The following is a 12,174-nucleotide window of genomic DNA, read 5'->3' as shown; positions in this document are numbered from 1 at the left end:
CCGCCCCCGTACTAGTTGGAGAGCGCAACCATATTTCACTTGGTTGCTGCATTCAACTGAGAGTGAGGGGAGCGGCGAGGAAAGGCACTGCCTCGGTGATCAGCGGCCTCCCCCGTACCGGCCCCGGGCGATCCGCGTCCCCAGCATCCCGAACAGTGCGTCGGCCGCCAGGGCGAGCGCCGCCACCCAGAGGGCCGCGGCGATCACGCCGGAGAGGCCGTACGAGACCTGGTTGAGGATGATGTCGCCGAGGCCGCCGCCGCCCGCGACCGCTGCCAGCGTCGCGCTGGAGATGACGTACACGGCGGCGATGCGGATGCCGGTGAAGAGGACGGGGAGGGCGAGCGGCAGCTCGATGCGGGTGAGGATCTGGCGCTCGGTGAGGCCCATGCCGCGCGCTGCGCGTACGACGTCGCGGTCGATCTGCTCCACCGACAGGTACGCGTGTGTCAGGGCGGGCGGTACGGCCATGACGACGAGGGCCGTCATGACGTTGACGAAACCGATGCCGAGGAGACCCAGGAAGATGGCGATGAGGGCGAGGGAGGGCAGGGCGCGGCCGATGTTGGAGACGCTGACGGTGAGGAACGAGCCGCGCCCGCGATGGCCGAGCCACACACCCAGCGGCAGGGCGAGGACGAGAGCGAGCGCGACGGCGGCCGCGGACAGCAGCAGGTGGTCGATCGTACGGTCCAGCAACAGCCCGAAGTGGCCGGCCATGAAGGCGAAGCAGTCGAGGAAGGTGTGCATCAGGCGCTCCTCCGCATCGTGGCCCATGGGGTGAGCAGCCGCCCGGCCAGTACGATCAGCCCGTCGGCGGCGAGGGCCAGCGCGACGGCGAGCAGGCCGGCGCCGATGAACTGGGTGTTGAACGGCGACTGCAGGCCCTGGATGATCGGCGAGCCCAGCCCCTGGTCGATGATGAACGCGGCGATCTCGACCACGCTGATCGTCGTCACCGTGGCGACCCGCAGGCCACTGACGATCGCGGGCAGGGCGAGGGGCAGTTCGATGCGTACGAGGATCTCGCGCCGGGTCAGCCCCATGCCGAGGCCCGCCCTGCGGACCGCCTCCGGCACCTCGGCGAGCCCGGCCAGCGTCGACTTGAAGAGCACCATCAGGGTGTACGCGACCAGTGCGATCTCGGCGGTCAGCACGGAGAGGCCGGTGACCGGGACGAGGAGGGTGAAGAGGGCGAGCGGCGGGATCGTGTACAGGAACGAGGCCAGGCCGCCGAGCGGGCGCACCAGCCACCGCCGGAAGTGTGCGAGCAGCGCCAGCGCGAAGGCGAGGGCGAAGCCGATGCCGACCGCGATGACGGTGAGCCGGACGTGCTGGGCGAGCGCCGGCCAGAAGACGCTCGACCAGTTCGCGGCGAACCAGTCCGCGCAGAACAGCCCGTTGTCGCGGACGCAGGGGCTGACCGTGCCGAAGTCCGGGATCACCGGGCCTGTGGCCATGGGCGTCATGCCGCCTCCCGGATGAGATCGACGGTGACCGTACCGACCGGGTGTCCGTCCGCGTCGGTGACCGGCAGCCGGTCGGCGCCCGCTGCGAGCAGGGCGGAGAGGGCAGTACGCAGCGAGTCGTCGGCTCGCAGGGCCGTACCGTTCGCCCCGCCCGCATACGGCTCCAGCGTCAGGTCGGACAGCCGGCGCAGGGTGAGCGCCTTCAGGCCGCGGTCCGTGCCGACGAAGCGGGCCACGTAGTCGTCGGCGGGCGCGTGCAGGATGCGCTCGGGGGTGTCGTACTGGAGCAGTTTGCCGCCCTCGGCGAGGACGGCGATGCGGTCGCCCATGCGGACCGCCTCGTCGATGTCGTGGCTGACGAACAGTGTGGTCTTGCGAACCTGTGCGTGCAGGCGCAGGAACTCGTCCTGCATGTGTTCGCGGGTGACCGGGTCCAGGGCGCCGAACGGCTCGTCCATCAGCATGATCGGCGGGTCGGCGGCCAGCGCCCGCGCGATGCCGACCCGCTGCTGCTGGCCGCCGGAGAGCTGCGCCGGATAGCGGTCGCCATACTCGCCGTGCGGCAGCCCGACGAGTTCCAGCAGTTCGCGTACCCGGTCCTCGATGCGCGGCTTGGGCCAGCCGAGCACTTGCGGGACGGTCGCTATGTTCTGCGCGATGGTGAGATGCGGGAAGAGACCGGCCTGCTGGATGACGTAGCCGATGCCGCGGCGCAGTGCGATGACGTCCTGCTCGCGGATGCTCGTACCGTCGATGCGGATGTCGCCGCCGGTCAGCTCGGTCAGCCGGTTGACGAGGGTCAGGGCTGTGGTCTTACCGCAGCCGGAGGAGCCGAGCAGGACGCAGATCTCGCCCGCCGGGACGGTCAGGGAGAGCGCGTCGAGCGCGGGCCGGACGGAGCCGGGGTAGGTCTTGGTGGCCTCGTCGAAGACGATGTCGGCGGCGCTGTTCATCGTGGGATCCTCTCCGTCACTTGAGACCGTCACTTGAGGCCATTGGCGCGCAGGAAGCGGTCGGCGACCTTCGCCGGGCTGAGGCGCAGGATCGCGGCCGCTTCGTTGAGCGCCTGCATCGCTTCCTCGGTGAGCAGCGCGTCGACCTCGTCCAGCGGGTCGGTCAGCCGGCTGCCGTGCTCCTCGACGAGCGGGCGGCGGACGACCGGCGCGACGTTCTGGAAGCCGAAGACGTGCTGGTCGTCGTCGAGGATCGTGAAGTCGTAGCGGCGGAGCTGCGGGTCGGTGGTGAAGACGTCGGCGGCGTCCACGTCGCCGTTCTTCAGCGCCGGGTACTGCAGGCCGATGTTGAGCGGCCGCACCTTCATCTCGCGCAGCCCGTACGCCTTGACGATCGCGTCGAAGCCGAGCGGGCCGGTGATGTTGTCCGGGTACTCGGCGTACGAGATCTTCCCCAGCCGCTTCAGGTCGCCGACCGTCTTGAGGCCGTGCTTGCGGGCGTCCGCCGTCCGTACGGCGACGGCGTTGCGATTCTGGAACGGTGTGGCGCGCAGCAGTGTGAGTCCGCGGCCCTCCTCGTACTCCTTGGCGGCGCGGAAGGTGCCTGCGGCGGTCGTCGGCATGTGCTCCGGCTGGGCGAAGGTCTGCAGGATGACGCCCGTGTACTCGGGATACAGGTCGATCTGACGGGCGCGGATCGCCCGGTCGATGATGTCGGCGCTGCCGATGTTGGATTTCAGCACGACCTGGAAGCCGCGTGCGGTGAGCGCCTGGGCGTACAGCTCACCCATCACCCAGGATTCGGTGAACTGTTTGGAGCCGACCGTGATGACGGGGCCGGTGCCCGCCGCCGAGCGGGTGGCCGTGGCGACGCCGGCGGCGGCCACGGCGGCGAACGATCCGGTGAGGAGCGTGCGTCTGCGCATGCTCACACCCCCCGGCGCGGTATCACACAGTCCTTGGTGCGGTGGTACACGCGCTCTTCCCCTTCGTACGCGGTGACGGTGTTGCTGACGGCGAAGGACGTGGCGTCCGCGGTCATCCGGCTGTACGTGACGACCCTGGTGCGCCAGTCGCCGCGCCCCACCTCCTCGGTGCGCTCGCACTCGACGAGCGCGGAGTGCGGGTCGCCCTCGGTGAGGGTGAACCGGTCGAGGGAGTGTGTGCGCCGCCACCCGCCGTCGGCGAGGTCGTGGAACTCCCCGTCGTCGATGGTCAGGGTGACGACGGTGGTACCGGACACCGGGTCGTGCTCGATGCGTCGCGAGGAGGTACCGGGCGACTGGCGCAGCGGCGCCGGGAGGTCGGGTTGCGGCGGCCCGTACGGACGCAGCTTGGCGTCCTCGGCGCGCTCCGGGCGTACGGGGAGCCGTAGTTCGGCCCGGCCGTCGCCTTCCAGGGTGACGGTGACGGGCTCGGGTGACGGCCAGGCCATGGGCCAGTACGCGGCGGAGACGGCGACCCGGATGCGGTGGCCCGGCGCGAAGGCGTGCGCGGTGGCGAGCAGTGGCACGGTCACGTCGTACGCCCGTCCGGGTTCCAGCGGGAGCGGCGTCTCGTGGCCCTCCCGGTGGGTGAGGTTGAGGAGGCCGCGGGTGATCAGCCGCGAACTTCCGTCGGGGGCCACATCGGTGAGGCGTACGGCGAGCTGGGCGGCGGGCCGGTCGGCGGACACCCGCAGGGCGACGGTCGGCACGCCGAGGATCTCGGTGCGTACGTCCAGTGGCGCGGTGGTGAAGGTGTGCGAGAGCCCGTCGTCGGCGCCCTGCGGGCCGAACTGCCCCGCCGCGTCGCCGAACTGCAGCCAGCTGCCGCCCGTGAGCCCGATGACACGGGTGCTGTCCAGCCGCGCGGGCAGCCCTTCGGTGAGTGGCAGTGCACGCTCCTCGATACGGGCCGAGGGCCACTCGTCCTCGGCGACCCAGCGGCCGGGCCGCCGCTCGCGGTCGGTGCCGGGCGCCGCCCAGTCGGGCATCCATGCGCGGAGCGCCGGATCGTCGCCGACGCCGGTGTCCCGGCCGCGCAGCCACTGGTCGAACCAGCGCACCACTTCGGCGTGGAAGTCGATGGCGGGGCCGGGCTCCGCCTGGTGCGGGTAGGTGTGCGCCCAGGGGCCGATCAGCCCGCGCACCGGCGCGTCAAGTCCTTCGAGGAGCCGCAGTACGGCCCCGCAGTACGGGTCGTACCAGCCGCCCACCGCCAGCACCGGCGCCTGGATCGCGGTGTGGTCCTCGCACACGGAGCCGTGCCGCCAGTACGCGTCGCGGGTCTGGTGGGCGAGCCACTCCTCGACATACGCGGGCGTCTTCTCCAGCCGCTCCCGCCACTGCTCGCGCCAGCCCTCCCCCACCACGGCCGGGTCGGCGGGGCGGGCGTTGTAGGCGAGCATCGTCGACGCCCAGGGCAGCATCTCGGAGGCGAGCAGCGAACCGCCCGTGTAGTGCACGTCGTCGGCGTACCGGTCGTCCGTCGAGCAGACGGTGACGACGGCCTTGAGCGCGGGCGGGCGGAGCGCCGCGATCTGCAGGCCGTTGAAACCGCCCCAGGACTTGCCGATCATGCCGACACTGCCGTCGCACCAGGGCTGCCGGGCCAGCCAGTCGATGACCTCGACGCCGTCCGTGAGCTCCTGCTCCGCGTACTCGTCGAGCATCAGCCCGTCGGAGTCGCCGCTGCCGCGCAGGTCGACGCGTACGGCGGCGTAACCGGCCTGCGCGAAGCGGGCGTGCAGGCTGTTGTCGCGCGCGGCGGTCGCGTCGTTCTTGCGGTACGGGATGTACTCCAGGACGGCCGGTACGGGGTCGGCTTCGGCGCCTCCGGGCAGCCAGACGCGCGCGGCGAGGCGGGTGCCGTCGGCGAGCGGGATCCACTGATGCCTGACAACGCGAACCGGTGAGGTCGCCAAGGGGACTCCTGGGTCTGCGGGTTGCTGCACACACCCCTACTGAATATCCATGCAGTAGGGGTGGCGCGACTCTAGCGGCCCGTCACCTCCGTAGGAACCCTCCGGACGATCTCCGGTCACGCGGATCCCGGTTCGGGGGCAGCCGTGCGCAGTGAAGCGGCCAGCACGACGGTGGTGCCGCGGTCCCCGGGACCGGGATGCACTTCGATGCGGCTGGTGAGCGCCTCGGCGATCAGCAGACCGTGACCGCGGCCGTTCGCGGCCTTCTGCCGGGCGCCCGGCAGGCGCGGCTCCGGGGCGAGGGATTCCGGGGCGGGTACCATGGCGGTGGGGCCGGGGCCCGCGTCCACGACCTCGCACCGCACCTCGCCGTCCGCCGCGCCCACGGTCAGCCGTCCCGCACCTCCGCCGTGCAGCACCGCGTTGGCCATGGCCTCCAGCACCGCCTGCGCGAGGGCGTCCCGCACCGGCCCGGGCAGTCCGGTGCGGCGCAGCGTCGCGGTGAGTGTGATCCGCGCCAGGGGCAGGTCGGGGCCGGTGAAGTCCAGTTCCAGCAGCCGGTCCGCGCTCATGCCACGTCCTCCGCTTCCGCCGTCTCCCCCGTGTCCGCCGCGCGAAGCTCCAACTGCGGTACGTCGGCGGAGCCGAGGCCGCGCAGGGCCGTCTCCAGCATCGGGCCGCAGTGGACGACGGCCGTGTCCTCCCGCGGCAGCCCGGCGACGAGGTCGAGCAGCTGCCAGGCGCAGTGCGCCTCCATGTACGCCAGGTCGGTCAGGTCCAGTTCGTACCGGACGGGGATATTGCCCGGCCGTGGGAACAGCGCCGCGCGCAGCGCCCTGGTGAACTCCTCGCGCGAGCCCAGCTCCGCCGAGCCGGCGAACCGCGCGCCGCCGCCCGGGGCCCGGGTCACCTCCAGTGCCCCCAGGGACTCCATGACCTGGAGCGGATGGACCCTGCGCGCCGAGGCCACCAGATCGTCGCCGCACTGCTGCCGGTCGTACCAGCAGAGCGCGGTGAGGTACTCGTCGGCGAACAGCTCCGCCAGGGACGTCTCATAGTCGACCACCTCGTCGTCGGCCACCCCGGCGCGCGGCGCCCAGGCCATGTCGCCGGCGCCGCGCAGCCGCGGATAGCCGGCCTCCCGGGCCCGCTCGGCCTCGGCGGCGAAGCTCCGGACCTGGCGCTCCTTGGAGAAGCGGCCGTCCGGGAGGTAGGCGGGGGTGTTGCGGCCGAGCACGAACTGCCCGCTGCGCAGCGCCGCTTCCGTGTGTCCGGTACCGCCGTCCAGGCACGCGACGGCGTCGTCGTCGTTCAGGTCGCTCGGGTCGAGCAGGAGCAGCACCTTCTCGCCGCGGGCCAGTCCGGTGCGAGTGAACGCGGCCAGCACCTGCCAGCGGTTCGCCCTGTCGGTGACGTCCATGCACGAGTGGTCGCCCGGTTGCAGCCGCTCCACGGGAATGATCCGGCCGGTCGTGCCGTGGTGTTCAGTCATCGGGCAGCCTCCTCTTTCGTCGGCATGGCGCGTGCCGGCCGGGACATCCTTCGCCCCGCTCGCTCCGGACATTAGAGAGAAGGCGCCTGCGGCACTCTTCGAAGCCCGCTCAATTCCCTCTTTTGGCTATGGCATTGACAGCTGCTGCACTGCTTGTGACCGGAGTCGATTGCCGAGCATCCACAACAGGAGGGACGTCCGGCGACATGTAGGCATACTCGCGCGTACAGGCGGCCGTTCGGTGCACAGTAGGGCCGACCGGAAGGACACCGATGCTCATGCACGTCTGCGCGCCCGCCGAACTCACTTCGCCCACCGCCTATCTCAGTGCCACGATCGCCGCCGATGCCGAGGCGCTGGCCCAGACCCGGCGGGCCGTCCGCGGCTGGCTGGCCGCGAGCGGGCTGGACGAGGCGGCCGACAGCGCCGTACTCCTGATGAACGAACTGGCCACGAACGTGCAGCAGCACGCTCCCGGGCCGGCGAGACTGCGGCTGTTCCTGCGTCCGGGGATGCTGCGCTGCGAAGTCCTGGACACCCACCGGACCCTCCCCGTGCTGGTGAACGCGGGCGCCGACGCGGAGCGGGGGCGCGGCTTGCACCTCGTGGACACGCTGGCCCTGTGCTGGGGCAGCGTCCCCGCGGGCCGCGGCAAGGCGGTCTGGTTCGAACTGCCGTTGCCGCGTGCCGCGCGGGAGACGGCCGCCCAGTGACCGACTAGCGGCCGGCCTCAGCCAGTACCTGGGCCCGCAGCCGTACGTCGTGCAGGGAGCGGCCGATCTCGGCGGTGTACGTGCCGGGGATCAGCCGCCAGTCGTACGCCTGCTCGTCCCAGATCTCGGCGGCGCGGCGGGGGACGGCGATGCGTACCTCGGCCGTGTCGCCGGGAGCCGCCGCGACGGTGGCGAAGCCCGCGAGGCGGCGTGCCGGGCGGTCGGCGGTGTCGGCTTCCGGGGTGGCGAGGTAGACCTGGACCACCTCGCGGCCGGGGCGCTCGCCGGTGTTGCGTACGCGCACGGTGAGCGTGCCCAGTGCGTCGCCGTCCGCGGTGGGCGCGTAGGTGGCCGTCTCGTACTCCCAGTCGGTGTAGCCGAGGCCGTGCCCGAAGCAGTACGCGGGCTCGGTGGCGGCCCGCTGCCAGGCGCGGTAACCGATGAAGACGCCTTCCTCGTAAGGGAGTTCACCTTCGGTGGGGGTGACGCGGGTGACGGGCGCCTCGGCCAGCCGGCCGGGCCAGGTGGTGGGCAGCCGCCCGCCCGGCTCCTCGGCGCCGAGGAGGACGTCCGCGAGAGCCGCGCCGGCCTCCTGGCCGGGGAACCAGCTCAGCAGTACCGCGGCCACGTCATTCCGCCACGGCAGCTCCACGGGGGAACCGGAGTTGACGATCACAACGGTACGGGGGTTGACCGCGGCGACCCGCCGGACCAGCTCGTCCTGGCGGCCGGGGAGCCCGAGATGCGTGCGGTCAAAACCCTCGCTCTCCACCCGCTCGGTGGTGGCGACCACGACGACCGCGGTGTGCGCCTCGCGCGCAGCGGCCACGGCCTCCTCGATGAGCTCCTCGGCGTCGCGCCGGGGCTCGCGGTGGACGAGGGCGAAGCCGACGGCCTGGATCGGCGCGTCCGACATGTCGGGGACGGTGTGGTGGAGGGCGACCTCGACCGGCTCGCCCGCGGTGAGTTCCACCTGGCCGCGCTCCACGGGCGCGCCGAAGAACGCCTCGAACGGGTCGTCGTGGTCGGGGGCCTCGACGCCGTCGTGCAGCACGCAGTCCCCGACGGTGAGCCGGAAACCACCGATGCCCTTGGTGCCGAAGCAGTGCGCGCCGCTCTCGCGCGGGGTGAAGGTGCCGGTGATCTCGACGGTGTGCAGCTCCTCGTGGGTGACGCCCGCGGGCAGGTCGTCGCCGTGCCACTGGACCGCGCCGCTGGGCAGCGGGGCCTCCCCCAGTACCCGCCCGTCCCGGTCCCGGCAGACCGCCCGCAGCGTGAATCCCTGGCCCGCGGCGGCGAGTTCGTCACTCGGGTCGGCGCCGACGCAGTACGTGAGGTCCCCTTCGGGGAGCGCGGCGCGCAGGCCGTCGAGCGGGGAGACGATGTGGTCGGGGAAGACCTGGGCCGAACCACCGCCGAGGACGCGGGCGTCGCGGGCCGCGGCGCCGATGAGGGCGACGGTGCCGGCCCGCGCGGGCCCGAGGGGCAGGGTGCCGTTCTCGTTGCGTACGAGGACGAAGGCACGGCGGGCGATCTCGCGGGCCAGCGCCGCGCCGTCGATCGTGGCCGGGAGGTCGGCGGGGGCGACGGCGGGCGGCGCGCCGTCGAGGGCGCCGACGCGGGCGGCGAGCCGCAGGACGTTGCGTACCGCGTCGTCGACGAGGGCTTCCTCGACCTGACCCGCGCGGACGGCGGCGGCGAGCGCCGGGCCGTACACGGTCTTCGGGCCGGGCATGGCCACGTCGAGGCCGCCCTCGATCGCGCTCTTGGTGGACCGGGCGGCCATCCAGTCGGAGACGATGAAGCCGTCGAAGCCCCATTCGCCGCGCAGCACCTCGTTCTGGAGGTAGCGGTGCTCGGTCATGGTGGCGCCGTTGACGGAGTTGTAGGCGGCCATGATGCCCCAGGGGTGGGCGTTCTTGACGATGGTCTCGAACGGTGCGAGGTACAGCTCGCGCAGCGGCCGCGGGGCGACGGTGTTGTTGACGGTGAAGCGCTCGGTCTCGGCGTCGTTGGCGACGAAGTGCTTGACCGTGGTACCGACGCCGCCCTCCTGCACGCCGGTGACGTATCCGGTGCCGATCGCGCCGGTGAGGTGCGGGTCCTCCGAGTAGCACTCGAAGTGGCGGCCGCCGAGCGGGGAGCGGTGCAGGTTGACGGTCGGGGCGAGGAGGACGTGTACGCCCTTGCGGCGGGCCTCCTGGGCGAGCAAGTGCCCGGCGCGGCGCGCCAGTTCGGGGTCCCAGGTCGCGGCGAGCGCGGTGGGGCTGGGCAGGGCGACGGACGGGTCGTCCGCGGTCCAGCGCACGCCACGCACGCCGATGGGGCCGTCGGACATGACCAGGGACCGCAGGCCGATCTCCGGGAGCGCGGGCAGCGCCCACATGCTGCGGCCGGCCAGCAGCCGGGTCTTGGCGTCGAGGTCCAGTTTGCCGAGCGCGTCCTCGATGGTCGCGTCGTACGTGTTGTGTGTGTTGCCTGTCGACGAAGGCGTCATGCGGGGCTCCTTGGTGCGAGGGGATGGCGTGACGGGTAGGGGCCGGCTCATCGCGCGCCCTTGATGCGGGTGACGAGCACCGAACCGACGAGCGCGGCGGCCGCGGCCACGCCGAACAGCAGCGGGTAGTTCCCTCCCCCGCCGATCGCCAGGAGGAAGGGCGCGATCATCGGCATCAGGGACTGCGGCAGCGCGTTGGCGATGTTGATGACGCCGAGGTCCTTGGCGGCGTTGTCCGGGTCGGGCAGCACGTGGGTGATCAGCGCCATGTCGACGGCGTAGAAGAGCCCGCCGCCGACGCTCATGACGAACTGGGCGACGATGATCCAGGTGAGGTCCGGAGCGAAGGCCAGCAGTGCGAGGCCGGCGGCTACGACAAGCCCGGAGGAGATGACGAAGGGCTTGCGGCGGCCGAAGTGGTCGGAGAGCCGGCCGCCGGCCGCTGCCGTGACGGACTGGACGGCGTAGCCCGCGGCGACCAGTACGGCCACGGTGCTCGCCGTGGCGGTGGCGCTCACGCCCATCCGGAAGGGCAGGTAGTAGGCCAGGTAGGTCATCGGTGCGACTGATCCGAACATGACAAGGAACTTGGTGAGCCAGGCCCAGCCGAAGTCCGGGCTGCGGCGTGGGTCGAAGACGAAGCTGCCGAGGAACTCCTTGACGGAGAAGGGCTCGGGCGCATCGGCGGGCGCGCGGTCGTCCAGCTTGTACACGAACCAGCCGACCAGTACGACGGTCAGGACGGCCGGCAGCAGGAACATCACCCGCGCGTCGGAGCTGAGCGCGGCGATGCCCGAACCGGCCAGTACGGCGGCGGTGAGGCCGGTGCCGATGGCGCCGGAGGCGCTGCCGCGGGCGGCCGCGGGCACCTGGTCGGGGATGGTCGCCATGAGGGCCGCGTACACGGCGTTGAAGGAGGTCTGGACGAGGGCCCAGCCGATGACGAGGGCGGGCACGGCGGGGATGAAGGCGATCACCGTCAGGCCCAGCAGGCCGCCGAGAAGACCGCCGACGAGCCAGGGACGGCGCCGCCCGAAGCGGGAGCGGGTGCGGTCCGAGAGCCTGCCGAAGAGCGGGTTCGCGATCACCGCCAGCACGGCGCCGACGCCGAGCACGAGGCCCAGTACCGATTCCTTGTTGCGGGGCGCGACGTCCGCGACGCGCAGCGCCATGGTGACGATCACGGGCGTCAGCAGGGCGCTGTAGAGGCCGAAGTTGGCGAGGCCCAGCCGGAGTACGAAGCCCCGCGGGGCTCTTTCCGCGTCCGGGTCGGTGCTCGCGGGCTCGGCAGACGTGGTGGCCGAAGTTGAAGCGGGGACAGCTGCCTGATCCACTGCCGTACCTCCTCATTGAGGTGAAAAAGCGGCTCGGACAGGGAGGAATCACGCCATCGAGTGGCGGGCTCCCTGCGGTTCGCAGCATCGTGTCCCAGCCACTTGTGAAGCGGTAGGCTTCGTAATCTCTTCGTTACTTGCAAGGGGCCGGACCGTTTCGTGGATTAGGCTCGGGCCCGTGGCAGCGAATGATCGATCCGTGGCGAAGGAACGGGAAGCGCGGCGGGGGCGGGCCGTCCGCGGCGAGGACCGCCGCGCGGAGATCCTCCGGGCGGCGCTGGAGGTGATCGCCGAGCGGGGTTACCGGGGCGCGTCGCTGAACGCGGTCGCCGAGCGGGTCGGCATTACCCAGCAGGGCCTGCTGCACCACTTCCCGACCAAGGAGGCGCTGCTCGTCGCCGTCCTGGAGGCGCGGGACGCGTGGGACACCGGCGGCGGCTCCCCGCGGCACGGCGAGCCCTGGCCGCTGGACCTGTACACCTCACTGATCGAGTACAACGCCATGCGCCCGGGCATCGTGCAGACCTTCTCGGCGCTGCTCGGCGAGAGCGTGACCGGGGAGGACCACCCGGCGCGCGAGTTCTTCGCCCACCGCTACGCCACCGTCCGCGAGTCGGTGGCCGCCTCGCTGCGCGCCGAGTTCGGCGACCGGCTCCCCGGCGGCCGTACGCCGGAGGAGGCGGCACCGCTGCTGATCGCGGTGATGGACGGGATGCAGTTCCAGTGGCTGCTGGACCCCACGGCCGTGGACATGCCGGCCGCCTTCCGCACCCTGCTCCAGCTCCTGGGCCGGACCGAGCCCGCGGACTGA

At 72.0% G+C, this 12,174-nt stretch carries 11 protein-coding genes; 2 read left to right on the top strand and 9 right to left on the bottom strand.

Annotation, left to right across the window (positions count from 1 at the left end; genetic code table 11):
- Positions 1-99: 99 nt before the first annotated feature.
- The 7 genes from IF04_RS0113390 to IF04_RS0113360 all read right to left on the bottom strand — a co-directional run bounded on the left by IF04_RS0113390 (position 100) and on the right by IF04_RS0113360 (position 6,819).
- A complete protein-coding gene (locus IF04_RS0113390; RefSeq protein WP_063829476.1) occupies positions 100-750 on the bottom strand; it encodes an ABC transporter permease in 651 nt (216 codons plus the stop codon).
- Positions 750-1,469, bottom strand: a complete 720-nt coding sequence (locus IF04_RS0113385; protein ID WP_030255415.1) for an ABC transporter permease — start codon at positions 1,467-1,469, stop codon at positions 750-752. Before IF04_RS0113385 ends, IF04_RS0113390 begins: the two co-directional genes overlap by 1 nt.
- Positions 1,466-2,422 carry an ABC transporter ATP-binding protein gene (locus IF04_RS0113380; protein WP_030255412.1) on the bottom strand — a complete coding sequence of 319 codons (957 nt, stop codon included), beginning with the start codon at positions 2,420-2,422 and terminating at the stop codon, positions 1,466-1,468. The genes IF04_RS0113385 and IF04_RS0113380 overlap by 4 nt, the downstream gene beginning before the upstream one ends.
- Positions 2,423-2,451: 29 nt before the next feature.
- Entirely contained in the window at positions 2,452-3,348 is an 897-nt protein-coding gene (locus tag IF04_RS0113375; RefSeq protein WP_030255409.1) for an ABC transporter substrate-binding protein, read from the bottom strand.
- 2 nt (positions 3,349-3,350) lie between these two features.
- Complete coding sequence (locus IF04_RS0113370; RefSeq protein WP_030255406.1) at positions 3,351-5,327, bottom strand: CocE/NonD family hydrolase; 1,977 nt, start codon at positions 5,325-5,327, stop codon at positions 3,351-3,353.
- Between the two features lie 116 nt (positions 5,328-5,443).
- On the bottom strand, positions 5,444-5,899 hold the full coding sequence (locus IF04_RS0113365; RefSeq protein WP_051831205.1) for an ATP-binding protein: 456 nt from the start codon (positions 5,897-5,899) through the stop codon (positions 5,444-5,446).
- Positions 5,896-6,819, bottom strand: coding sequence for an MEDS domain-containing protein (locus tag IF04_RS0113360; RefSeq protein WP_037959279.1), 924 nt, complete (start codon positions 6,817-6,819; stop codon positions 5,896-5,898). Before IF04_RS0113360 ends, IF04_RS0113365 begins: the two co-directional genes overlap by 4 nt.
- Positions 6,820-7,091: 272 nt before the next feature.
- Between IF04_RS0113360 and IF04_RS0113355 the strand changes: the two genes are divergently transcribed.
- Entirely contained in the window at positions 7,092-7,532 is a 441-nt protein-coding gene (locus tag IF04_RS0113355) for an ATP-binding protein (protein WP_245654388.1), read from the top strand.
- Between the two features lie 4 nt (positions 7,533-7,536).
- On the opposite strand, the gene IF04_RS0113350 is transcribed toward IF04_RS0113355, so the two are convergent.
- Together IF04_RS0113350 and IF04_RS0113345 are read right to left on the bottom strand one after the other, a co-directional pair.
- Complete coding sequence (locus IF04_RS0113350; RefSeq protein ID WP_030255394.1) at positions 7,537-10,029, bottom strand: beta-glucosidase; 2,493 nt, start codon at positions 10,027-10,029, stop codon at positions 7,537-7,539.
- A gap of 47 nt (positions 10,030-10,076) precedes the next feature.
- Positions 10,077-11,363: an MFS transporter gene (locus IF04_RS0113345; RefSeq protein WP_030255391.1), complete on the bottom strand. Its 1,287-nt coding sequence runs from the start codon at positions 11,361-11,363 to the stop codon at positions 10,077-10,079.
- Positions 11,364-11,541: 178 nt separating this feature from the next.
- Here IF04_RS0113345 and IF04_RS0113340 point away from each other — a divergent pair, with 178 nt between their 5' ends.
- Complete coding sequence (locus tag IF04_RS0113340; RefSeq protein WP_078600257.1) at positions 11,542-12,174, top strand: TetR/AcrR family transcriptional regulator; 633 nt, start codon at positions 11,542-11,544, stop codon at positions 12,172-12,174.

The sequence above is a fragment of the Streptomyces violens genome (assembly GCF_000717745.1).
Classification (GTDB): domain Bacteria; phylum Actinomycetota; class Actinomycetes; order Streptomycetales; family Streptomycetaceae; genus Streptomyces; species Streptomyces violens.
Note: the sequence above shows the minus strand (reverse complement) of the source record. Positions and strands in the feature narration are given on the sequence as shown.

Excerpts from the sequence above, each read along its gene's own strand:
- IF04_RS0113365 (WP_051831205.1), bottom strand. The coding sequence starts at position 5,899 with ATGAGCGCGGACCGGCTGCTGGAACTGGACTTCACCGGCCCCGACCTG.
- IF04_RS0113350 (WP_030255394.1), bottom strand. The coding sequence starts at position 10,029 with ATGACGCCTTCGTCGACAGGCAACACACACAACACGTACGACGCGACC.
- IF04_RS0113390 (WP_063829476.1), bottom strand. The coding sequence starts at position 750 with ATGCACACCTTCCTCGACTGCTTCGCCTTCATGGCCGGCCACTTCGGG.
- IF04_RS0113360 (WP_037959279.1), bottom strand. The coding sequence starts at position 6,819 with ATGACTGAACACCACGGCACGACCGGCCGGATCATTCCCGTGGAGCGG.
- IF04_RS0113380 (WP_030255412.1), bottom strand. The coding sequence starts at position 2,422 with ATGAACAGCGCCGCCGACATCGTCTTCGACGAGGCCACCAAGACCTAC.
- IF04_RS0113355 (WP_245654388.1), top strand. The coding sequence starts at position 7,092 with ATGCTCATGCACGTCTGCGCGCCCGCCGAACTCACTTCGCCCACCGCC.
- IF04_RS0113385 (WP_030255415.1), bottom strand. The coding sequence starts at position 1,469 with ATGACGCCCATGGCCACAGGCCCGGTGATCCCGGACTTCGGCACGGTC.
- IF04_RS0113375 (WP_030255409.1), bottom strand. The coding sequence starts at position 3,348 with ATGCGCAGACGCACGCTCCTCACCGGATCGTTCGCCGCCGTGGCCGCC.